Here is a 23,068-nt window from a genome sequence, read left to right on the forward strand (position 1 = left end):
CTTCACTACCATTGAATTTATTACTGCGGGGAGTGTAACGTGGTCTGGCAGGTAATTCACCTGCATCTAAAATGCACAAACAGATGAAGATTATGTTTGATCTGTCTATAATCAGCGCCCCAAACTGAGGTAGACCATGACCGTAACCACATTCTCCGAACTCGAACTTGACGAAAGCCTGCTGCAAGCTTTGCAGGAAAAAGGCTACACGCGCCCCACTGTTATTCAGGCTGAGACCATTCCTGCCGCGCTGGAAGGCCGTGACGTTCTGGGTTCGGCTCCAACCGGGACGGGGAAAACTGCAGCATTTCTGCTGCCCGCTTTGCAGCATCTGCTTGATTTCCCTCGCAAGAAATCTGGCCCGCCGCGCATCCTGATTTTAACTCCAACCCGTGAGTTGGCGATGCAAGTTGCCGACCAGGCGCGCGAACTGGCAAAACACACGCATCTCGATATCGCCACCATCACCGGTGGTGTGGCGTACATGAACCACGCAGAAGTCTTCAGCGAAAATCAGGACATCGTGGTGGCGACCACTGGCCGCCTGCTGCAATACATCAAAGAAGAGAACTTCGATTGCCGCGCGGTAGAAACGCTGATTCTTGATGAAGCAGACCGCATGCTCGACATGGGCTTCGCACAAGACATCGAAACCATCGCTGCCGAAACGCGTTGGCGTAAACAGACGTTGCTGTTCTCCGCCACGTTGGAAGGCGAAAACATTAAAAACTTCGCTGAGCGCCTGCTGAACGAGCCGGTGGAGATTGAAGCCGATCCCAGCAAAAGCGAACGTAAAAAAATTCAGCAGTGGTATTATCGTGCTGATGACCTTGCACATAAAACCAAGCTATTGGTGCATCTGCTGAAGTTGCCAGAAGCCAAGCGTGTCATCGTGTTTGTGCGTAAGCGCGAGCGCCTGCATGAAGTGGTAACGTGGTTACATGAAGCGGGCATTCGTACCAGCTATCTCGAAGGCGAGATGGTGCAGGTAAACCGCAACGAAGCGATCAAACGCATCAATGAAAATCGCGTTAACGTGATGGTTGCCACGGACATTGCCGCGCGCGGTATCGACATCGATGACGTTACCCATGTGATTAATTTCGATTTGCCACGCACTGCCGATACCTATTTGCATCGCATTGGCCGTACCGCTCGTGCGGGGCGTAAAGGCACAGCGATCTCACTGGTTGAAGCGCATGACCATGTGTTGCTGGGTAAAATCACGCGTTATATCAATGAGCCGGTTAAGGCGCGCGTGATTGAAGAGTTGCGTCCAGAATCGCGCGCACCAGGCGCCAAAGTGACGGGTAAACCGTCGAAAAAGGTGCTTGCGAAGCGTAAAGAGCTGAAAGAGAAAGAAGCGGAGAAACCGCGCGTTAAACAGCGCCACCGCGACACTAAAAATGTCGGTAAGCGCCGCAAGCCAAGCGGTAGCAGCACCCCAGAAAGCAGTGCAGAATAAAACAGCACTCGCCCAATAAAAACGCCTCCTGTGAGGCGTTTTTTTTATGTTTAATGATGAAAATCGTGCTTACGCTGCGCTTTTAGGCGCAACAGACGATCTGCTCTACCTGACTTAAATCAATAATGGCAAAAAAGCCGCATCGAACTGAATCGGTGCGGCTTTCACAACTGGGTGACTTTTCGTCAGCCGATCAATTACAGACTTTCAGTGAAAGTACGGGTAATGACATCACGCTGCTGTTCTGGGGTCAGCGCATTGAAGCGCACCGCATAACCCGACACACGAATCGTTAGCTGAGGATATTTCTCCGGATGCTCAACCGCATCTTCCAGGGTTTCGCGACTCAGCACGTTGACGTTCAGGTGCTGGCCGCCTTCAATACGAACCTCAGGTTTCTGCTCCAATGGGATTTCACGGTAAGCAATCTCGCCCAGATCGCTAATTGCAACGATCTGATCTTCCGTGAAATCGCCTTTCGCACACAGGCAGCGGGCTTCCGCTTTCTCATCATCCAGCAACCAGAATGAGTTCAGCAGGTGTGGGTTATTGGCCTGAGTAATTTGAATACCGGTAATCATAGTGACCTCCAGGGCTTAAGTGCGCGATGTCTCATATCACGCGGTGTATCCATTGATCTGACACATTGATATACCACCGAGGGTTTGCCGCCGTTTTGACCTGTATCAACTATGCTGACCAGCGAAATACGCTCAAACGCTAACAAATTGATTTATATCCGTTACGGATGAAAAATTTTTCTGCATTTTATCAAATTATTTTTACCCTTCTGCTGCCGCGTGCGACACGTTAAGCTAGGCGCAAATTTTTGCAGGGAGTTAAAGATGGCTGAGAAGCTGACCTGGCACGACGTGCTGGCTGAAGAGAAAGAAAAACCTTACTTCGTCGAAACGTTAAAAGCGGTAGCCAACGAACGCGCTGCAGGTGTGACCGTTTATCCACCGCAGAAAGACGTGTTCAACGCCTTCCGTTTGACTGAGCTGAGCGATATTAAGGTGGTGATTCTGGGTCAGGATCCTTACCACGGCCCTAATCAGGCTCATGGCCTGGCGTTTTCTGTGCTGCCTGGCGTGGCCATTCCTCCTTCGCTATTGAATATGTACAAGGAATTAGAGAAGGATATTGCGGGCTTTAATCGTCCACAGCATGGCTTCCTGGAAAGCTGGGCCACACAAGGTGTGATGCTGTTAAACACCGTGCTGACGGTTGAAGCCAGCAAAGCGCATTCCCACGCGCGATTCGGCTGGGAAACCTTTACAGACAATGTGATTAGCGCGATCAATCAACATCGTGAAGGGGTGATTTTCCTGCTGTGGGGTTCGCATGCTCAGAAGAAAGGCAGCATTATCGATACCCAGCGTCACCATGTTTTGAAAGCACCGCACCCTTCTCCGCTTTCAGCCCACCGCGGTTTTTTCGGCAGCAAACACTTTTCACAAGCGAATGCACTGTTAAGCCAGTCTGGCCAGTCGCCCATCGACTGGATGCCCGTTCTGCCGTAGAAATAAAAACGGCCGCAATCAGCGGCCGTTTTTGTATTCAGCAGGGCAATCAGCCTTTTGCTTTGGTCACTGCAACCATCGCAGGACGCAGGAGGCGGCCATTGAGGGTATAACCACGCTGCATCACCATCAGCACATGGTTCGGTGCCATGTCTTCTGATTCAATCATCGACATCGCCTGATGCACATCCGGATTAAACGGCACGTTGGTTTCACCGACCACTTCAACACCGTACTTACGCACAGCACCCAGCAGGGATTTCAGCGTCAGTTCGATGCCTTCAATCATTGAGGCCAGCTCAGCATTCTCTTTATCTGCCACTTCCAGCGCACGCTCCAGGCTATCAATCACTGGCAGCAGTTCGTTGGCAAATTTTTCCAGCGCAAATTTGTGCGCCTTTTCCACATCCATTTCGGCACGGCGACGGATGTTCTCAATCTCCGCCTGAGCGCGCAGCTGTGCTTCACGCACGCCGCCTTGCGACTGGGCTAATTCCGCTTCCAGTTGCGCGATACGCTCATCACGCGGATCCACCTCAGTTGCTGTCTCTGCGTCCACGTGCTGTTGATCCTGTTGAATTTCGTCTGAGACTTGCTCGTTAGGGGTGTTCTGTTCTTTACTACTCATGAATTTCTCCGCGTTTTGCACATTCATCTCGCTGGTTGGCTTATTATGGGGATCAGTTCGACGGTTTCAAGTGAACCCATCACATTGCCTGGCCGTTTTGGCTTATGAGGAACACCTGCTAAATGAACAAACACTTTAACTGCATTGGGATTGTGGGCCATCCGCGCCATCCTACTGCGTTAACCACCCATGAAATGCTCTGGCGCTGGCTGACAGCAAAAGGCTATGAGGTGATCGTCGAGCAGCAAATTGCGCGCGAACTGAATTTAAAAGATGTGGAAACCGGCAGCCTGGCCGACATTGGTCAACGCGCCGATCTGGCCGTGGTGGTCGGTGGTGACGGTAATATGCTGGGTGCGGCGCGCGTGCTCGCACGTTATGACATCAAAGTGATTGGTATCAACCGCGGCAATCTGGGTTTTCTCACCGATCTTGATCCTGATAACGCGCAACAACAGTTGGATGATGTGCTGGAAGGTGAGTACTTCGTGGAGAGCCGTTTCCTGCTGGAAGCGCAGGTGTGTAAAGAATCCTGCTCACCGCGCATTGGCAGCGCCATCAATGAAGTGGTGCTACATCCAGGAAAAGTAGCGCATATGATTGAATTCGAGGTGTATATCGATGAAGTCTTTGCGTTTTCACAGCGTTCAGATGGGTTGATTATTTCAACGCCGACCGGATCAACCGCCTATTCTCTTTCTGCTGGCGGCCCGATTCTTACGCCGTCCCTGGATGCGATTGCCATCGTGCCGATGTTCCCACACACGCTCTCTGCCCGGCCACTGGTCATCAACAGCAGCAGTACGATTCGCTTGCGTTTCTCATCACTGCGCAGTGATTTGGAGATCAGTTGTGACAGCCAAATTGCCTTACCTATCCAGGAAGGCGAGGATGTGTTGATTCGGCGTAGCACCCATCACCTCAACCTGATCCACCCGAAAAATTACAATTATTTTAATACGTTAAGCTCAAAACTTGGCTGGTCGAAAAAATTGTTCTGAAAATCATCACCAGGCACTTTACTGTATAAAAAACCAGTTTATACTGTATGAAAAACCATATCTGTTTTTACATACAGGTGATTCCATGCTGGCACAACTGACCATCAGTAATTTTGCTATCGTTCGTGAACTGGAGATCGACTTTCATCGTGGTATGACAGCGATCACGGGGGAAACCGGCGCAGGTAAATCTATTGCGATTGACGCGCTGGGCCTGTGCCTGGGTGGTCGTTCTGAAGCAGATATGGTGCGTCAGGGTGCCAGTCGCGCTGATATCTGCGCCCGTTTTCAGTTAAAAGCCTCCCCTTCAGCACAGCGTTGGTTGGTCGATAATCAGCTGGATGAAGGTCAAGAATGCCTGCTACGCCGCGTGATCAGTGCTGATGGTCGTTCACGTGGTTTTATCAACGGAACCGCCGTCCCGCTGTCACAGCTGCGCGAGCTCGGTCAGCTTCTGATCCAAATCCATGGTCAGCATGCACATCAGCTGTTGCTGAAACCAGAACATCAAAAACACCTGCTCGATGCTTATGCCGCGCATGACGACCTGCTTGTCGACATGCGCCAGCACTATCAGCGTTGGCATCAAAGTTGTCGTGCCTTGGCGCAGCATCAGCAACTGTCGCAGGAGCGTGAAGCGCGCCGCGAACTGCTGCAATATCAGCTAAAAGAACTCAACGAATTCGCTCCACAGCCGGGCGAGTTTGAACAAATCGATGAAGAGTACAAGCGTCTCGCCAACAGCGGTCAACTGCTCTCTACCAGCCAGCAAGCGCTGCAAATCCTCGCCGATAGCGATGACACGAATCTGCAAAGCTTGCTTTATAGCGCGCGTAACATGCTTGGCGAGCTCGTGACGCTGGACGACAAAGTGAGCGGCGTATTTAACCTGCTGGAAGAAGCAGCGATTCAGCTGAGTGAAGCCAGCGATGAATTGCGCCATTACTGTGAGCGTCTGGATCTCGATCCGAACCGCTTACATGAACTGGAACAGCGCTTGTCGCGTCAGATTGCTTTGTCCCGTAAGCATCACGTTTCCCCTGAAACCTTACCGGTGCTGTATCAGCAGTTGCTGGATGAAGCGGAACTGCTGTCACAGCAAGAGAGCGATCAAGAAACGCTGCAAAGCGAAGTGGTGGTACATCACCAAGCGGCATCGGCTTGCGCGCAAAAGCTGCATCAGTTACGCGAACACGCCGCGCAGGAGTTAAGCGAGCTGATTACCCAAAGCATGCGCACACTCTCCATGCCACACGGCCAATTCGCTATTGTGCTGGAATTCAACGCCGACCAATTGACAGCAGAAGGCGCTACCCGTATCGATTTCCGTGTCACCACCAACCCAGGTCAGCCATTACAACCGCTGGGTAAAGTGGCTTCGGGCGGTGAGCTTTCCCGTATCGCTTTGGCTATTCAGGTGATTACCGCGCAGAAAATGGAAACGCCTGCGATGATCTTCGATGAAGTCGACGTGGGTATTAGCGGACCCACCGCAGCCGTAGTGGGCCAGATGTTGCGTCAGCTTGGCGAATCAACGCAGGTCATGTGTGTGACGCACTTGCCACAGGTGGCGGGTTGCGGGCATCAGCACTTCTTCGTCAGTAAAGAGACCGATGGCGCGATGACAGAAACCCATATGCAGCCGTTGGATAAACGCGCCCGTCTGCAAGAACTTGCGCGTTTGCTGGGTGGCAGCGAAGTCACGCGCAATACCTTGGCCAACGCCAAAGAACTTTTAGCAGCTTGATACCGCACTTTTTTGTGGCTCAATGGTCATATGCTTGCTCTGTAGAGGTTTCCAACAGGACAAAGGTTTATTATCATCGGCAGTTATATCGCCATAATAAAGCCTGCCGTAAGCAGAGTTCAGATTTCGATGGCAACAAAACTGCCTGATGAAAGGCGTTTGGCCCCAGAAAAGGAATGTATAGATGCGCTGTAAAACGCTGACTGCCGCGGCAGTGGTAATGTTGATGATGACCGCCGGATGTTCCACCCTTGAGCGCGTTGTGTATCGTCCGGATATCAATCAGGGGAATTACCTGGTCGCCAACGATGTTTCGAAGATTCACACCGGCATGACGCAGCAGCAGGTAGCCTACACGCTAGGCACACCGATGATGCACGATCCGTTTGGCAGCAACGTTTGGTACTACATCTTCCGCCAGGAACCTGGCCATGAAAGTGTAAAACAGCAGACGCTGACGCTGACCTTCGACAGCAACGGTACGTTGATCAATATCGACAACAAACCGAAACTCACTGGCTCAGAGGGCTAAGTGAGCGGCAACAAAAAAAGGCGCCTGAGCGCCTTTTTTTGTGTCTGCCATTTCGCTACTTGTTTGTAGCGGAACGCTCCGCACGTTGGCGGCGCATCTCTTTCGGATCGGCAATCAATGGACGATAGATTTCTACACGATCCCCATCCTGCACCGCATCACCCAATTTCACCGGGCGACTAAAAATACCGACTTTATTGCTATTCAAATCAATGTCTTTGCGCAGTGATAACAATCCCGATGCTTTAATCGCCTGCTCTACCGTTGCACCTTCATCCAGCGTAACAGAACGCGAATACTGCTTTTCAGGCAACGCATAAACCACTTCAACACTGATATCAGGCACGGTAAACCTCTTTGGCGCGCTGTGAGAACGCCTGCACCATGCTATTTGCCAGCTCTTTGAAAATGCGACCGAACGCCATTTCCACCAACATATTGGTGAATTCAAAGTCGAGGCTAAGCTCTACCTTACAGGCATCATCACCCAGTGACGTGAAGTGCCACCCACCAGTCAACTTACGGAATGGACCGTCGACCAATTGCATCAAAATACTTTGATTGCTGATTAAGGTGTTACGCGTAGTAAAAGTTTTACTGATACCCGCTTTTGAGACATCTACCGCTGCGGTCATCTGATTTCCGCTGTTATCTAACACACGGCTGCCGGTACAACCTGGCAAAAATTCAGGATAAGCATCAACGTCATTGACGAGGCGGTACATCTGCTCAGCGCTATAGGGGACCAACGCCGAACGGCTAATCTGGGCCATAATGGTTCCTGTTCATCACAAAACCAATGAATAATACCATTTTCAGACACTAAACAAAATTCACGGGTTTGCCAGCTGTGCTAAAATAGAGTGTTTTTTACCGCCCCCAGGACAGGGGGATGCGCCCACAGACTGAGTGATGTAGACTACGCCGCACTATGACAAAGAAAAAAGTTAACAAACCCGGTTCAGCCACTATTGCCCTCAACAAGCGCGCTCGCCACGAATACTTCATTGAAGAAGAGTTTGAAGCGGGAATGTCGCTGCAAGGATGGGAAGTTAAATCACTCCGCGCCGGTAAAGCCAATATCAGCGACAGCTACATTTTGCTGCGTGATGGCGAAGCCTATCTGTTTGGTTCCACCTTTCAGCCGCTCGCCGTTGCCTCAACGCACGTGGTGTGTGATCCCACGCGCAGCCGTAAACTGCTGTTGAAACAGCGTGAACTCGATTCGCTGTACGGTCGTGTTAATCGCGAAGGCTTTACTGTAGTAGCACTGTCGATGTACTGGAAAAACGCTTGGGCCAAGCTGAAAATCGGTGTGGCACGCGGTAAGAAAGAGCACGATAAGCGAGATGACGTGAAAGAACGCGAATGGAAGATGGATAAAGCGCGTATCATGAAGAATTCAAAGCGTTAAGCACTGGATTCGTTCGTCATCTTTCTGTAGTATAAAAAGTCTTGGGGCTGATTCTGGACTCGACGGGATTGTGAAGCCTTAGGAGCATGCCGAGGGGCGGTTTGCCTCGTAAAAAGCCGCAAAAAAATAGTCGCAAACGACGAAAACTACGCTTTAGCAGCTTAATAACCTGCTTTGAAGCCCTCTCTCCCTAGCTTCCGCTCTTAAGACGGGGATCAAGAGAGGTCAAACCCAAAAGAGATCGTGTGGATGCCTTGCCTGGGGTTGAAGCACTAAATCTAATCAGGCTAGTTTGTCAGTGGCGTGTCTGTCCGCAGCTGGCCGGCGAATGTAAAGACTGACTAAGCATGTAGTGCCGACGGTGTAGTAATTTCGGACGCGGGTTCAACTCCCGCCAGCTCCACCAAAATTCTCCATCGGTGACACCAGAGTCATCCGATGAAGTCCTAAAAGCCCGCATGGTGAAAGCCTTGCGGGCTTTTTTGTGCCAGTGGTTTTGTGGGATGATGTAACTGGCTTCTGCAACTATCGATACTCGTTTGGTTTTTCCCATGCAACTCACCATGTTCTTGATGCGGAAAGCCTCTTAAATAAGGTATAAAGCCGCATGAAAATTCCAAACCGAATCCAACCGCTGGTCGATGACGGCCTGATCGATAACGTGCTTCAGCGCCTAAAAAGCGGTAAAGAAGCTGACGTTTACACTGTCATGTGCGGTGGCAAAGTCCAGTGTGCCAAAGTCTACAAAGAGGCATCGCAACGCAGCTTTAAGCAAGCCGTGCAGTATCAGGAGGGGCGTAAAGTCCGCAACTCCCGTAGCGCGCGCGCGATGCAGAAAGGGTCCAAATTTGGGCGTAAGCAGCAAGAAGAAGTCTGGCATACCGCTGAAGTCGACGCGCTGTTCCGTTTAGCCAAAGCCGGTGTCCGCGTGCCTGAGCCTTATATGTGCCTCGACGGTGTACTGTTGATGGAGCTGGTCACTGATGCAGATGGCGCAGTGGCACCGCGACTGAGCGATGTGATGTTGTCAGAACAGGAAGCGTTGACTGATTTCGCCACCATGATTCGCAATATTGTGCGCATGTTATGTGCCGGCATTGTGCATGGCGATCTGTCAGAGTTTAACGTGCTGCAAGATGAGCATGGCCCGGTAATCATCGACCTGCCTCAAGCGGTGGATGCCTCAGCGAACAACCACGCTGAATCGATGTTCGAGCGCGATGTGAATAACATCACCGAATACTACGGCCAGTTTGCCCCGCAGATTTTAGAAACGCGTTATGCGAAGGAAATTTGGCATTTATTCGAAGACGGCAAGCTAACGCCGGAAACAGTATTAACCGGACAGTTTGCTGAAGAAATTCATGACGTAGACATGGATTCGCTGCTGGACGAAATCATCTCTGCTGAAGATGAGTATTACGATCGCCAGCGTGCTGCTAAAGAGCGGGATGAAGAATAGTTAGCCAGCCTTATTCGCTGGCTTTAAATGATAGCGAACCCATTCTTCATACAATCTCGTTTGCTCAACCTTAAAATTGCGCTGCACGTCAATCTCATTGATGGGCCAGGAAGCTGTTTCTTATCTCATCAATTGCGTTGGGTGAAAGCAGCAGCACAGATTTAAGGCTCACCTCAATACGCTCGAGGATCGCTTTTCTCGGTCCTGAACGCCACGCTTCGCTGGCATAAAACTCGTCCAGGACACTCTGCATTACCTCTTCATTTTCAAATGCACGAAGAAGAAAATAGCTATCAGAATCATGGCGAGAACAACCATAAGTGACAACCTCAATCCCCTGTTCGAGGTGCAGAGGAACACTGATATCTCGCATGATGTGATCGAAGGTTACGCCTGTACCTGTTTTCAACTGATATTGCAGGATTTCAACAACTCTACTTTGCATATCCCATCCCTAAGATAATTTCTGTAATTATTGCGGCCCTAAATTTACCCGTTATTAAATGAAAATGCAGTGTCATGTCCCTCAAAACGGGGCGATTCACAACGTTCATTAGCTTGCTGAAAGGGCCTCCGAACTATCAACATGGCAACATGATTCTAATTGCACATTTTTCCACCCGTGAAAGCCGATGATTCAATTAAGGTTATTCCTGGAGCCAATTCTGGCTGAGCGTGCCATTGTTAACTACGCTCATAACTCATAGAGCGATTGATGAGGGAATATTCATGAAAAAGACAATTATTGCTGTATCTGCCCTGCTGCTGGCTTCTTCGGCTTTTGCCGCTACCACACATGCAACTGACGAGACTGTCGCTAACGCACAAGCGGGCGCAAATACCGCCAAAGAGAAGCTGCATCAAGCGCAGCACCAAGGTGAAGAGCAGAAGCTGAAAGCCAAGCATGCTGTTGAAGGTAAAAGTGACAGCACCAGCAGCAAAGTGAGCGAAGGCGCACAGAAAGGCTGGAACAAAACCAAAGAAGGTACTGAAAAAGGGTGGGATGCCACCAAAGAAGGTACAACTAAAGGCTGGAATAAAACCAAAGAAGGTGCCAGCGATCTGAAGAAGAAAGTCACCGAGTAATGTCTTCTGATTAAATCCTGAAAGGCCGCGATTGCGGCCTTTTTTGTTGCCTACGTCTTTGCGTCCTCAACGATATCCTCTTACACTTCGCCCATCACCCTATTAACCCGTTTCTCTTATGTCTGACACCTTCAAACGCCAAGCACTGCCTTTACCCAATGGTCACAACAAAGTGCTGCTGCACTCATGCTGCGCCCCGTGCTCGGGCGAGGTGATGGAAGCCATGCTGGCTTCTGGTATTGATTACACCATCTTCTTTTACAACCCAAACATTCATCCACTGAAAGAGTACGAACTGCGTAAGGAGGAGAACATCCGCTTTGCTGAGCAGTTTGGCGTGTCGTTTGTGGATGCAGATTACGATAAAGACAACTGGTTTGATCGCGCTCGCGGCATGGAGTGGGAGCCTGAGCGTGGCGTGCGATGCACCATGTGTTTCGATATGCGCTTTGAACGCACTGCGTTGTATGCGCATGAGAATGGCTTTCCGGTGATCACCAGTTCATTAGGCATTTCACGTTGGAAGGATATGAAGCAGATCAATGACTGCGGCGTGCGCGCAGCAGCGCACTATCCGGACATGCTTTACTGGGAGTTTAACTGGCGCAAAGGCGGCGGATCTTCGCGCATGATTGAAATCAGCAAGCGCGAACGTTTCTACCAGCAGGAGTATTGCGGTTGCATCTATTCACTGCGAGACAGTAACCGTCATCGCGTGGCCAGCGGTCGCGAGCGCATTGAGATCGGCGTGCAGTATTACGAGCCCGATCAGTGACAGTAGCGCCTGCTGGCTTTAACCAGCAGGCGCTGATGATCACCAGGCTAACGGTTCTCCGCTGTAATCAAGATAGTGATGTCCACCCTGACCGGCAAACCGATCCATCTGAGCCACCAGCCCCTGCGCACTCTCATCAGCGGTAATATCCGCATCATCGCCGCCCATATCAGTTTTAACCCAACCCGGATGCAATGAGAGCAAGGTTGTGCCCCGCGCAGCCATCTGCTGAACCAAAGCACGGCTGAGCATATTCAACGCCACTTTACTGGCTGAGTAATACGGTCGAATAGCTTCGGCATTTTCCGTCAGGCTACCGAGGCGAGAAGTGGTAATACCCAACACGCCCTGCTTTTCCTGCAGCAAGGGTAACAGGCCTTCAGCCATACGTACCGGTTCAACACTGTTGGTCATAAACAGTTGCATCAACTCATCATCACTGGTGGCGATCAGCCCCATCGAATCCGGGCCAAGGATCCCGGCGTTGATCAGCGCCCGATCAAATTGTTCACCCTTCAACTGCTGGAGTAACTGCTCACGCTGAGTAGCAACGGTGATGTCCAATGGCAGCCAGCGCAGCTTTTCATGCTGATACGAAACGGCAGTGCTGCGATAGGTGGCGGTGACGTCCCAGCCCTGAGCGAGCAACTGCTGCACGACTGCTAGTCCGATCCCTTTCGATGCACCAATAATTAGCGCGCGTTTTAACTGGCTCATTTTCACCTCAGAACTGTCTGATATCTAAAGAGTAAAGTGATAGCAATCACGCACCTTAAATCAAATCAACCTAACTTTCCCACCTGACTTTAATTATTAAAATCAGAAGGTTAATTAAAATTCAGGTTTGTGAACCTATTCGTATTTTCTGCATTCCACAAAAGATTGTTCATTGTTGCGTCGCTGAACACGGCTTTGTTAAAGTCCATTTAATGTTCACTGCGAGGAATCAGCATGGATGTCGCCCTTTTACAATCGCTCGATATTAACGGGCGTGAAAAATTTGATGAGGCAATCAGTGTCTTACAAGGCGATATTTCGACTGCCGCCACCCGGCTCTCCATCGACCCCCAACTCAGACTGGAATACTCAAAGCTTATCAAGAAAATGGCTGATGACTTACGTTCACGTGCCAATATGGGATTGATTACCTGGGAAAAGGCCGCGCAGGAAGCACATGAAACGCGCAATATAATCATGGAAATGATCCGGACTCGCAGCACGCCACTTGGTCGCGCCATGGCAGAACAAATTAAAATGTCTGGCAAAACGTTGAATGCGCTCATCGCTAAGAAGGCCACAGAGTTGTATGGCGCCAAAGTACAGTTTCATCAACTATCCAGCAGCCAACAGGATCGCGTCTATGCCGCAATTGTCGAGTCCGCGGGGAAATCGAATCCACGAATTAACCTCAAAATGATGCAACTGTCGCGCGCGGGACGCGGCCTGATTGTCCTCTCTGTTGCCATCTCGATTTACGAGATTTATCAGTCAGATAATAAAGTTTCAGAAGCAGGCCGGCAAATAGCTATTAATAGCGCAGGCATTGCAGGCGGTGCTGCTGGAGGGGCGTTAGCGGGATTGGCATGCGGTCCTGGAGCACCCGTGTGTGTAATGATTGGCGGTTTCGTGGGCGCAGCCTTTGCCGCCTGGCAGATGGGAGCAATCTGGCGATGATGCATCAGGTTTTTAATCTTTCTCTGGCACAACTGCATGCCGCCACGGAAACCGCTCAGGCGCGAAGCGAAGTCTTTATTGAGCAGCAGCCTAGCGGTATCGTCATCCCCGGTTCGGTATTAGAAGCGGCCGTCGAAGTCAGCCCTGGAAGATATGTGCTGTTTGTAACGGATGGCATCGCTTATGAAGAGTCTCTTACTATTGTGCTTTGCCAACGCGATGAAGGTGTCCAGGAAATCATTTATATTGAGCATGCGTACACCTCCGGATTTTTTGAAGCACTCAACATCTACAACGATCACATCCAATTCCAATTTTTTAAGGACACGCTCTGGTCGCTCAGAGTAGCCGACTCACCCAAATTCACCCTTCCTTTCATTGGCGACCCAAAGGGCGTCAAGCGCAACGCTGGATTTACCAAGCGGCTTATTATTACTTTAAATGATTAAAGGGCAGGATAACCTGCCCTTGGTTGACTAACGAAACACCAACGTTAGCACGACGATGACCACCATAATGATCAGCAGATGGCACACCACCTTATCGAGATTCCGTTTCCGCATAACGCCTCCATACGATTAGAACCACTGACCGAAGCGTTTGATGTACAGCATTTTCATGCCCTGTGCGACCACGCAGTAGCCCAGCAAGGTCGCCACCAGCCATGGGAAATACGCCCATGGCAGCGGCACCAATCCCACCATATGCCCCAAGGGAGAGAATGGCAGCAGAATGCCGGCAATCATCACGCACGCCGTAGTGAGTAGCACCGGCAGCGCGGCGCGACTCTGAATGAACGGAATTTTCTGTGTGCGCAACATATGCACCACCAGCGTCTGTGACAGCAATCCTTCAACAAACCAACCAGACTGGAACAGAGACTGCATTTCCGGTTTGTTGGCGGCAAATACGTACCACATCAGCGCAAATGTGGAGATATCAAAGATGGACGATGTTGGCCCGATCCACAGCATAAAGCGTTTAATATTGCGCGCGTCCCATTTGCGCGGTTTACGCAGGAACTCGCGGTCCATTTTGTCCCATGGCAATGCCAGTTGAGACAGGTCGTACATCAGGTTCTGAATCAGCAGATGAATCGCCAGCATCGGCAAGAATGGAATAAAGGCGCTCGCCACCAGTACTGAGAACACGTTGCCAAAGTTAGAGCTAGCCGTCATGTTCAAATACTTGATTATGTTGCCGAACGTCTCGCGTCCTTTCATCACGCCCTCTTCCAGCACCATCAAATCCTTTTCCAGCAGGATGATGTCAGAAGACTCTTTCGCGATATCGGCTGCACTGTCGACGGAAATACCGACATCGGCATCACGCAGCGCTGGTACATCATTGATACCGTCGCCGAGGAAGCCAACGGTATGGCCTTGCTGTTGCAGCGCACGCAAAATACGTGATTTCTGCAACGGGGTCAGTTTGGCAAACACTGCACTGTGAGCCGCTGCGTCAGCCAGTTGCTCGTCGCTCATCATGGCAATCTGATCGCCGGTGACGATCTCGCCGCTATCAATGCCCACCTGTTGGCAAATCCGCGCCGTGACAACCGGGTTATCGCCGGTCAGCACTTTGACGCTCACACCGTTATCGCGCAGCGCGGTAATGGCTTTGGCAGCGCTCTCTTTGGGCGGATCAAGGAACGTCAGCAGTCCTTCAACCGTTAATCCTTGCTCATCCGCTACGCTTAGCGCTTGCTGCAAACCTGGCTCTTCCAGCACACGACTGGCTACCAGCAGGACGCGAAAACCCTGCTCATTATATTGATGTGCCAGTGCCAGCAATTCTGCACGACGCTTTTCGTCCAGCGGCTGAATCAGTTTGCCTTCGCGCTCAGCACTGGCGATACTCAGCATCTCTTCCACTGCGCCTTTGCAGATCAACATCTGTTGATTGAGGCGACGATCGCGTACCACCACGGATACGCGACGGCGCACAAAATCAAACGGCAACTCATCCACTTTGGCGTAGTACTCGCCCATGTCAGCCGTCACACGATCTTTGCCATAACGCAGAATCGCGCGGTCCATCAGGTTTGGCGTACCGCTCTGATAGTGGCTATTGAGCCAGCTCAGCATCAGCACGCGAGAGTTCTCCACCCCCGCACAATCCAGATGATGTTCAAGGATGATGTTGTCCTGGGTCAGCGTACCGGTTTTATCGGTGCACAGGATGTCCATAGCACCCAGGTTTTGAATCGCGTTCAGTCGTTTCACAATCACTTTGCGGCGCGACATGGCGATAGCGCCTTTCGCCAGGTTGGAGCTGACGATCATCGGCAGCATCTCCGGTGTCAGCCCCACGGCAACGGCCAGCGCAAACAGGGATGCATCCAGCCAGTCGCCTTTGGTCAGGCCGTTGATCAGCAGCACCACCGGCACCATCACCAGCATGAAGCGGATTAGCAGCCAGCTCACGCTGTTAACTCCGCGGTCAAAAGCGGTTTGTGAGCGGTTACCCACTATTGATTTTGCCAGGCTGCCAAAATAGGTTTCACCACCCGTGGCCACCACCACCGCTTTCGCGCTGCCGCTAGAGACGTTGGTGCCCATCAGACAAACGCTACCCAACTCCAGCAGCGAGTCACCCTGATCATTCGCCCCCGCGCCTTTGCTGGTGACATTGCCCGTAACGTCATACTTCTCAACCGGCAGGGATTCACCGGTCAGAATGGCCTGGCTGATAAACAGGTCACGCGAATCCAGTAGGCGTACATCGGCAGGCACCAGATCGCCCGCAGACAGATAGATGATGTCCCCCGGCACCAGCGTCGCAATATCAACTTCCTGTTTGACGGGCGCTTCCTGAGCAGACTCTCGGCGCAGCACGGTCGCGGTGGTGCGAACCATAGATTTCAATGCCTGCGCGGCTTTATTGGTGCGGAACTCCTGCCAGAAACGCAGCAAACCGCTGAGCGTTACCATCGTCACAATGATGATGACACCGGTCAGATCGGTCTCCTCGCCTTTACGCATCGGCAGCCAGTAATCGGTAAAAAAGCTCACCGCGGCCAGTGCCATCAAGACATAAATAAACGGGTTATTGAATGCTTGCAGTAATTGCACCAGTGCAGGTGGCGCTTTGTCGTGTTCCACTTGATTACGGCCATACACTGCCAGACGCGCTTCGGCTTCACGTTCACTGAGGCCCAGCGCATCACTACGCAAGCGCACCAAGGTTTCATCGGCGGTGAAACCGGCTTCGTCTTCAATCAGATAGCGCGGGGTTTTCTGGCGCGGTTGGCGCACGGTGTTGTTCCAGGCTTTTTTTTCCTGGTTGAGTTTCATGTCAGTCATGATGACATTCCTCTATTTCTTACGGCAATAAAAGTCCCTGTGCAGGGAGCACATAAATTGGGATAAATTAAATTAACGACGTTGCGTTAGATGATTAAAAATAACCTGTCGGGAATTTCCATATTACCTCCCGTAAATAAAAGACGAAGAAAATCGCTCGCTAAAATAACGAGAAAGAGAGATCACGATGTCAATTTCACCGTTAACGTGCGATCTTGAAGCAGTCCAAATTTGCCAGTTAGCCAGACAACGGACGTGCCAAAACGCGCGACGACAGCGGTTAGCTCTGCACGCTGAAAATCAGCGCGCGCATCGAGGCGGAGGGAAAAGTGCGTTTAAAATCATGTGCATGATGAAATTCCCACGAGCATCAGCTCGTTACTGTACGTTTATAGGGAACAATCATCAGAGAGAAGTGAGGATTGCTGCCCGCCGTGTTGGCAAGCAGCGACAAAAGAATTCGCGCGTCAGCTTGCCTTGTGTTGCCATCTAAAAGGGTGACTGTCCAACTGAATTCTCCTGTTTGAAGTTGGCGTCATTATATTCCCGAGCGAAGCGATGTAAAGTTAATTATTTCCGTTTAGCAACGAGTTTAATTTCCGTTGTGAATTGGTTGATAAACCCCAAGCGATTAATCCTCTGCTGCGGCATAACATTATCAACATAATTAACAGGCTTATAACCGATCCCTCGCGCTTAGAACCGTAAAGCATATGCATAGCCATAAATTGACTATTCTTCATTACGGCGCTCTCGTAAACTCGCGTTACTTTTTTAAGGCAAGGAAACAACATGAAAAAAATCATTCCCTCACTGCTGGCGTTGTCGCTGGTAGCCGCCTTCTCCTCTCAGGCCGCGACACCGAAGGATACGCTGGTGATTGCGCAGTCGACCGATGATGCTGATAGCTTCGATCCGGCGCAGGGCTTTGAACTGACCACAGTGCAAGCATTCACTAACATCTATCAACGCTTGGTGCAGTCAGATCCAACCAATCCTACCGATCTGAAACCCACGCTGGCCACCTCATGGACGCCAGGCAGTGACAATCGCAGCCTGACCTTTGAACTGCGCAAAGGCGCCCAATTCGCCAGCGGCAACCCGCTGCGTCCGGAAGATGTGATCTTCTCGCTGGGTCGCGTAGTGAAACTGAATCTCGATCCTTCCTTTATTCTGACGCAGCTCGGTTGGAACAAAGACAACGTCGATACCTTCTTGAAGAAGGTCGATGATAACCACGTGCAGATCAGTTGGAACGCCAACGTCAGCCCGGCCTATGTGCTGAGTTTGCTGTCTGCGCCAGTCTCTTCGATTGTGGATGAGAAAACCGCACAGGCCAACGCGAAAAATGGCGACTTCGGCCACGCCTGGTTGGGCACCAACTCTGCCGGTAGCGGCCCGTATCAGATTCGTAAAGTGGTGCTGCATGAAGTTGTGCTGCTGACCGCTAACCCAACCTCACCGGCGGGTGCACCGAAGCTGAAAAACATTCTGATCAAGAACGTACCGGAGCCGGCTGCGCGTCGTCTGCTGCTGGAACAGGGCGATGTCGATATCGCACGTAACCTCGGCGCTGACCAAATTGCGGCGCTGAAAGGCAAAGCAGGCGTGAAGACCGAAGCGATCCCAATGGCATCGCTCTACTACATTCAGTTCAACGTGGGTGAGAATCCAGTGTTGAAGAACCCTGCCCTGTGGGAAGCGGCGCGTTACCTGTTCGACTATAAAGGTATTGCCAACGACCTGCTGAAAGGCCAGTTCGAAGTGCATCAGACCTTCCTGCCAAAAGGCTTCCTCGGTGCGTTGAACGATACGCCTTACACTTACGATCCGGAAAAAGCCAAAGCGATTCTGAAGAAAGCCGGCCTGACCAACGTCAGCTTTAAACTCTCCACCAGCAACCAACCGCCGTATCTCGATATTGCACAGGCGTTGCAAGGCAGCTTTGCCAAGGGTGGCGTGAAGGTGGAAGTGCAGCCGGGACTTAGCTCGGAAGTCTCAACCCGCGTGAAAGCCCATCAGTATGAAGCCACGCTAAATGCCTGGGGCGCGGACTACTTCGATCCGAATACCAACGCCGCCTCCTTCGCTTACAACCCGGAAGATGGCAGCAAAACGATCGCGTATCGCTCTGACTGGCACATTCCAGAGCTGAGCAAGCAGACGCTGGCCGCCACTGCCGAAGCTGACAGCAACAAGCGTGTTGAACTGTACCAAGCGATGCAGCGCGAAGTTCTGAAGAATTCACCGTATGTGATTGGCTTGCAGGCACGTAATCTGATTGCCCTTCGCGACAATCTCAAAGGCTATGTGCAGGGGATTAACCCAGATATGGTCTATTACTCGCAGGTTTCTAAGTAATGGCAGTATCCGCTTCACAGGCCGGGTTCGCCCGGCCACTCTGGCAACGCTTTAGCCGTCTGATCACCAGCCTGCTATCACTGCTGGTGACGCTGATAGGTTTGTTAGCGTTCACTTTCATGTTGTCGCACCTGTCACCGGTTGATCCGGTGCAACAAATCGCAGGCGATCACGCCAGCGAAGCCACCTATGCGCAGGTGCGCCACGATCTCGGACTCGATCAGCCCGTCTTAGTGCAATTTTGGCGTTATATCAGCCATCTGGCACAGGGCAATTTGGGGCTATCGCACCTCACCAACCAACCGGTCAGTGCGGACTTGATGCGCACCTTCCCCGCCACCATTGAACTCGCCACCTGTGCGATGATTTTTGCTGCGGTGTTTGGCATTGCACTGGCACTGCTGGCAGCGTGGAAACCGGGTAGCGTGATCGATAACGTGGCACGCTTTATTTCTCTGCTTGGCTATTCGGTGCCGGTATTCTGGCTCGGCCTGCTGGGCCTGCTGCTGTTCTACGCAGTGCTGCACTGGTCTGCTGGACCAGGGCAGTTGGATGATATCTGGATCTACACGCTGGAGCCGAAAACCGGTTTTGTGCTGATTGATAGCTGGCTATCTGGCGATCCTGAGATGTTCCGCAATGCGATTGCACACCTGTGGCTGCCGGTCGTGATTCTTGGCCTGCTGGCAATGGCGGGTATTACGCGTCTGCTGCGTGCGGCCCTGCTGGAAGAGAGCAGCAAAGAGTATGTGATTCTGGCACGCGCAAAGGGCGCGAGTCGCAGTCGCATCCTGCTGCGCCACATCTTCCCCAATGTATTGGGTACGCTCATCACCGTCATCGCCCTCTCCTACGCCACGCTGCTGGAAGGCTCAGTGCTAACGGAAACCGTCTTTGCCTGGCCAGGTGTCGGACGCTACATGACCAACGCGCTGTTTTCTTCCGATACACCGGCGATTCTCGGCTCGACCCTGCTGATTGGCAGTTGCTTTATCCTGCTCAACGCCGTGGCCGATGCCTTAACCTGGTTAACCGATCCGAGAACCCGATGACACAACAACTCTCTGAACTGGAAACCGTGCGGCCACGTCGTCGCCGTGCGCGTGTCACCTCACTTTCCATTGGCTTGACGCTGGTGCTCATTGTGGTGGCAATGGCGCTGTTTGCCCCGCTGCTGGCACCCTTTGATCCTAACGCGCAGGTAATCGCCCAACGTCTGCAGGCGCCTTCTGCACTGCACTGGTTCGGTACCGATGGCTTTGGCCGCGATTTATTGTCACGCGTAATTTATGGCGCTCGTCCTACACTGCTGCTGGTGTCGCTGATTCTGGTACTGACCATTCCGGTTGGCCTGCTGGTCGGCATTACCGCCGGTTACGTCGGCGGCTGGACCGAGCGCGTACTGATGCGCATCACCGATATATTTCTGTCGCTGCCGAACCTGGTGATTGCGCTGGCGCTGGTTGCCATGCTCGGGCCGGGATTGATGAACGGAGCCTTGGCTTTGGCGCTCACCAGTTGGCCGCCGTTTGCCCGCCAGGCGCGTGCGGAAACCCTGGCACTGCGCCGCAGTGATTATCTCGCTGCTGCGCGCATGCAGGGCATTACCGGACTGCGTTTGATGTTCGGCCACATTCTACCGCTGTGTTTGCCAACCGCCGTGGTGCGCGCGGCGCTGAGCCTTGGCGGCATTATTCTCTCCGCTGCTGGCTTGGGCTTCCTCGGCATGGGCGTACAACCGCCAACCGCTGAATGGGGCTCGATGGTGGCGGAAGGCAGTAAAGTAATCTTCGACCAATGGTGGGTGGCCGCCGCGCCGGGTGGAGCGATTCTGTTCGCCAGCCTGGCGTTTAACCTGACAGGCGATGGCCTGCGCGACCGACTGGATACCCGTCATGCCAAATGATCTGTTAATTGATGCGCAAGGGCTGACCATCCGCAGCGAGAATGCGCTGCTGGTGGATAATATTGCCTTTCAAATTGGTCGCGAACGCGTGGCGCTGGTGGGTGAATCCGGTTCGGGTAAATCACTGACCGCCCGTTCGCTGATGGGTTTGCTGTCACCGGCCCTGCAGCTGCACGCCGATCGCTTACAGGTGGCGGGCGCCGATGCGCTCAGCCTGCGCGAACGTGACTGGATCACCCTGCGCGGCGGCAAAGTGGCGATGGTGATGCAGGATCCGAAGTACGCGCTGAACCCGACACGTACCATTGGCTGGCAGGTAGAAGAGCCGCTAGTGCTGCATCGCAAAATGAGCCGGGCCGAGCGCAAAGAAAAAGTATGCGAGATGCTGGCTGCGGTCGGCCTGCCGGATCCCCGTCAGTTGATGAAGCGTTACCCACATCAGCTCTCTGGCGGTATGGGACAGCGAGTGATGCTGGCGATCGCTTTGATCACCGATCCCGATCTTCTAATCGCCGATGAACCGACCTCGGCGCTCGATCATGCGATGCGCGATCAGGTGCTGGCACTGATTCGTCGTTTGGTCGAGCAACGCAATATGGGCTTGCTGCTGATCAGCCACGATCTGCAGCAAGTGTCAGAGCACTGCGATCGTGTGATGGTGATGTACAAAGGACGCCTGCTGGATACGCTGCCCGCTTCCCAGCTCTCCAATGCGACTCACCCTTACACGCGTACGCTGTGGGCCTGCCGTCCCAGCAAAGCGACGCACGGCGAGCGTTTACCGGTGCTGGATCGCGCTGCGCTGGAGAACAGTGATGATTGAGTTACATAACCTCAGCGTATCGCACAAACAGGGCTACGAGTTGCGTACCGTGGTACATGATGTGTCGTTACAGGTGGCGGCAGGTGAATGCTTCGGTTTAGTCGGGCCCTCGGGCTGCGGCAAGTCATCACTGTTGTGGGTGATGGCCGGATTAAATCCGTTCTGGAGCGGCACCATGCAACTGGCGGGCACCGATGTGCAGCCAGGCAAAGCCTTTACCGGCCCGCTGCGTCGCGATGTGCAGATGGTTTTTCAGGATCCCTATGCTTCACTGCATCCGCGCCATCGTCTGCGCCGCACGCTGGCAGAACCGTTGAAAATACTGAAGCGCGACAATATCGACGATCGCATCAATGAGGGATTCCGCCACGTAGGATTGGATCCCGCACTGGCGGATCGTTATCCACATCAGCTCTCGGGTGGCCAGCGCCAGCGTGTGGCGATTGTGCGCGCCCTGCTGCTGGAGCCGAAGATTCTGTTGCTGGATGAACCCACTTCAGCGCTGGATATGTCGGTGCAGGCGGAGATTCTGAACTTGCTCAACGATCTAAAGCAGAACGATGGATTGACCATGGTGCTGGTGAGCCACGATCCTGATGTGATCGATCATATGTGCGACCGTGCGGCACATATGGCGTTGGGCCGGATTGTCGGTTAAGACGTTAAGTCTGAATCGTAACGACGCGATTTGTTGCGCATATCGGCAGTAACACACTGCTGACCTATGCGCGATGAATCGTGCCGCTACAAAGCGGTTATTTTTTAAAAGGAACAGCGTATGACGGTGAAATTGCGTCCGCTAGAACGGGAAGATCTGCACTTTGTGCATCAGCTAGATAACAACGCCAGCGTGATGCGATATTGGTTTGAAGAGCCGTACGAAGCCTTTGTTGAGCTGTCGGATCTTTATGACAAACACATCCACGATCAAACCGAGCGCCGTTTTGTTGTCGAACATGACGGGCAAAAAGCAGGATTGGTGGAACTGGTTGAGATCAACCATGTACATCGCCGTGCCGAATTTCAGATCATTATTGATCCGGGACATCAGGGCAAAGGCTTAGCCACTCGGGCGGCAAAATTAGCGATGGATTACGGTTTTTCGGTGCTGAATCTCTACAAACTCTACCTGATTGTCGATCAGGAGAATGAGAAAGCGATTCACATCTACACTAAGCTGGGATTTGAAGTGGAAGGCGTGCTCAAGCACGAGTTTTTCATCAATGGTGAGTATCGCAATACCATTCGCATGTGTATTTTCCAGCAGGAATATCTGGCTCAGCATAAGTCCGGTGTGACGATGGTGAAGCCGACAGCGCAATAAAATTGGTGCGGTCTTTAATGCGGTGCGCATCAATGCGCACCC

24 protein-coding genes and 1 other RNA gene are annotated in these 23,068 nt (G+C 52.2%); 18 read left to right on the top strand and 7 right to left on the bottom strand.

Annotated features, from left to right (window positions below; genetic code table 11):
- Positions 1-136: 136 nt before the first annotated feature.
- Positions 137-1,465 (top strand): ATP-dependent RNA helicase SrmB, encoded by a 1,329-nt coding sequence (gene srmB, locus HA51_RS20820; RefSeq protein WP_084936471.1) that lies wholly within the window; start codon positions 137-139, stop codon positions 1,463-1,465.
- Positions 1,466-1,662: 197 nt separating this feature from the next.
- Here the strand turns inward: srmB and grcA are convergent, their stop codons facing one another.
- Positions 1,663-2,046 carry an autonomous glycyl radical cofactor GrcA gene (gene grcA / locus HA51_RS20825; RefSeq protein WP_084936472.1) on the bottom strand — a complete coding sequence of 128 codons (384 nt, stop codon included), beginning with the start codon at positions 2,044-2,046 and terminating at the stop codon, positions 1,663-1,665.
- 264 nt (positions 2,047-2,310) lie between these two features.
- Between grcA and ung the strand changes: the two genes are divergently transcribed.
- Positions 2,311-2,988 (top strand): uracil-DNA glycosylase, encoded by a 678-nt coding sequence (gene ung / locus HA51_RS20830; RefSeq protein ID WP_084936473.1) that lies wholly within the window; start codon positions 2,311-2,313, stop codon positions 2,986-2,988.
- 49 nt (positions 2,989-3,037) lie between these two features.
- On the opposite strand, the gene grpE is transcribed toward ung, so the two are convergent.
- Positions 3,038-3,616, bottom strand: a complete 579-nt coding sequence (gene grpE, locus HA51_RS20835) for a nucleotide exchange factor GrpE (RefSeq protein ID WP_084936474.1) — start codon at positions 3,614-3,616, stop codon at positions 3,038-3,040.
- Positions 3,617-3,738: 122 nt separating this feature from the next.
- Between grpE and nadK the strand changes: the two genes are divergently transcribed.
- From nadK to bamE, 3 genes are all read left to right on the top strand, one after another.
- Positions 3,739-4,617 carry an NAD(+) kinase gene (nadK, locus tag HA51_RS20840; RefSeq protein ID WP_084936475.1) on the top strand — a complete coding sequence of 293 codons (879 nt, stop codon included), beginning with the start codon at positions 3,739-3,741 and terminating at the stop codon, positions 4,615-4,617.
- 85 nt (positions 4,618-4,702) lie between these two features.
- Entirely contained in the window at positions 4,703-6,364 is a 1,662-nt protein-coding gene (recN, locus tag HA51_RS20845) for a DNA repair protein RecN (protein WP_084936476.1), read from the top strand.
- Positions 6,365-6,548: 184 nt separating this feature from the next.
- A complete protein-coding gene (bamE, locus tag HA51_RS20850) occupies positions 6,549-6,896 on the top strand; it encodes an outer membrane protein assembly factor BamE (protein ID WP_084936477.1) in 348 nt (115 codons plus the stop codon).
- Between the two features lie 55 nt (positions 6,897-6,951).
- Here bamE and HA51_RS20855 read toward each other — a convergent pair whose 3' ends face one another.
- Together HA51_RS20855 and HA51_RS20860 are read right to left on the bottom strand one after the other, a co-directional pair.
- Positions 6,952-7,242, bottom strand: a complete 291-nt coding sequence (locus HA51_RS20855; RefSeq protein ID WP_084936478.1) for an RnfH family protein — start codon at positions 7,240-7,242, stop codon at positions 6,952-6,954.
- Positions 7,235-7,669, bottom strand: a complete 435-nt coding sequence (locus tag HA51_RS20860; protein ID WP_084936479.1) for a type II toxin-antitoxin system RatA family toxin — start codon at positions 7,667-7,669, stop codon at positions 7,235-7,237. Before HA51_RS20860 ends, HA51_RS20855 begins: the two co-directional genes overlap by 8 nt.
- A 158-nt stretch (positions 7,670-7,827) precedes the next feature.
- On the opposite strand from HA51_RS20860, the gene smpB reads away from it, so the two are divergent.
- From smpB to HA51_RS20875, 3 genes are all read left to right on the top strand, one after another.
- Positions 7,828-8,310, top strand: a complete 483-nt coding sequence (smpB, locus tag HA51_RS20865) for an SsrA-binding protein SmpB (protein ID WP_007886141.1) — start codon at positions 7,828-7,830, stop codon at positions 8,308-8,310.
- A 43-nt stretch (positions 8,311-8,353) separates the two neighbouring features.
- Positions 8,354-8,716: a transfer-messenger RNA gene (gene ssrA / locus HA51_RS20870) on the top strand.
- 201 nt (positions 8,717-8,917) lie between these two features.
- Positions 8,918-9,772, top strand: a complete 855-nt coding sequence (locus HA51_RS20875) for a PA4780 family RIO1-like protein kinase (protein WP_084936480.1) — start codon at positions 8,918-8,920, stop codon at positions 9,770-9,772.
- Between the two features lie 94 nt (positions 9,773-9,866).
- Here the strand turns inward: HA51_RS20875 and HA51_RS20880 are convergent, their stop codons facing one another.
- Positions 9,867-10,217, bottom strand: coding sequence for an NIPSNAP family protein (locus tag HA51_RS20880; RefSeq protein WP_084936481.1), 351 nt, complete (start codon positions 10,215-10,217; stop codon positions 9,867-9,869).
- Between the two features lie 284 nt (positions 10,218-10,501).
- Here HA51_RS20880 and HA51_RS20885 point away from each other — a divergent pair, with 284 nt between their 5' ends.
- A complete protein-coding gene (locus HA51_RS20885) occupies positions 10,502-10,858 on the top strand; it encodes a hypothetical protein (protein WP_084936482.1) in 357 nt (118 codons plus the stop codon).
- Positions 10,859-10,976: 118 nt separating this feature from the next.
- Entirely contained in the window at positions 10,977-11,633 is a 657-nt protein-coding gene (locus HA51_RS20890) for an epoxyqueuosine reductase QueH (protein WP_084936483.1), read from the top strand.
- A gap of 39 nt (positions 11,634-11,672) precedes the next feature.
- Here HA51_RS20890 and HA51_RS20895 read toward each other — a convergent pair whose 3' ends face one another.
- Positions 11,673-12,350, bottom strand: a complete 678-nt coding sequence (locus tag HA51_RS20895) for an SDR family oxidoreductase (protein ID WP_084936484.1) — start codon at positions 12,348-12,350, stop codon at positions 11,673-11,675.
- Positions 12,351-12,584: 234 nt separating this feature from the next.
- On the opposite strand from HA51_RS20895, the gene HA51_RS20900 reads away from it, so the two are divergent.
- Both HA51_RS20900 and HA51_RS20905 read left to right on the top strand, forming a co-directional pair.
- Complete coding sequence (locus HA51_RS20900; RefSeq protein ID WP_084936485.1) at positions 12,585-13,307, top strand: hypothetical protein; 723 nt, start codon at positions 12,585-12,587, stop codon at positions 13,305-13,307.
- Entirely contained in the window at positions 13,304-13,756 is a 453-nt protein-coding gene (locus HA51_RS20905; protein ID WP_084936486.1) for a hypothetical protein, read from the top strand. Before HA51_RS20900 ends, HA51_RS20905 begins: the two co-directional genes overlap by 4 nt.
- Before the next feature lie 129 nt (positions 13,757-13,885).
- Here the strand turns inward: HA51_RS20905 and mgtA are convergent, their stop codons facing one another.
- Complete coding sequence (mgtA, locus tag HA51_RS20910; protein ID WP_084936487.1) at positions 13,886-16,612, bottom strand: magnesium-translocating P-type ATPase; 2,727 nt, start codon at positions 16,610-16,612, stop codon at positions 13,886-13,888.
- A gap of 792 nt (positions 16,613-17,404) precedes the next feature.
- On the opposite strand from mgtA, the gene HA51_RS20915 reads away from it, so the two are divergent.
- The 6 genes from HA51_RS20915 to speG all read left to right on the top strand — a co-directional run bounded on the left by HA51_RS20915 (position 17,405) and on the right by speG (position 23,026).
- Entirely contained in the window at positions 17,405-18,973 is a 1,569-nt protein-coding gene (locus HA51_RS20915; protein WP_084936488.1) for an ABC transporter substrate-binding protein, read from the top strand.
- Positions 18,973-20,025, top strand: a complete 1,053-nt coding sequence (locus HA51_RS20920; protein WP_084936489.1) for an ABC transporter permease — start codon at positions 18,973-18,975, stop codon at positions 20,023-20,025. The genes HA51_RS20915 and HA51_RS20920 overlap by 1 nt, the downstream gene beginning before the upstream one ends.
- Entirely contained in the window at positions 20,022-20,879 is an 858-nt protein-coding gene (locus HA51_RS20925) for an ABC transporter permease (protein ID WP_084936490.1), read from the top strand. Before HA51_RS20920 ends, HA51_RS20925 begins: the two co-directional genes overlap by 4 nt.
- A complete protein-coding gene (locus tag HA51_RS20930) occupies positions 20,869-21,702 on the top strand; it encodes an ABC transporter ATP-binding protein (RefSeq protein ID WP_084936491.1) in 834 nt (277 codons plus the stop codon). Before HA51_RS20925 ends, HA51_RS20930 begins: the two co-directional genes overlap by 11 nt.
- Positions 21,695-22,360, top strand: coding sequence for an ABC transporter ATP-binding protein (locus HA51_RS20935; RefSeq protein WP_084936492.1), 666 nt, complete (start codon positions 21,695-21,697; stop codon positions 22,358-22,360). Before HA51_RS20930 ends, HA51_RS20935 begins: the two co-directional genes overlap by 8 nt.
- A gap of 120 nt (positions 22,361-22,480) precedes the next feature.
- The gene (gene speG / locus HA51_RS20940; RefSeq protein WP_084936493.1) at positions 22,481-23,026 is read left to right on the top strand and encodes a spermidine N1-acetyltransferase; all 546 of its coding nucleotides are present in this window, start codon (positions 22,481-22,483) and stop codon (positions 23,024-23,026) included.
- Positions 23,027-23,068 lie beyond the last annotated feature (42 nt).

Origin of the sequence: Pantoea rwandensis (genome assembly GCF_002095475.1) — a bacterium.
GTDB classification, from domain to species: Bacteria; Pseudomonadota; Gammaproteobacteria; order Enterobacterales; family Enterobacteriaceae; genus Pantoea; species Pantoea rwandensis.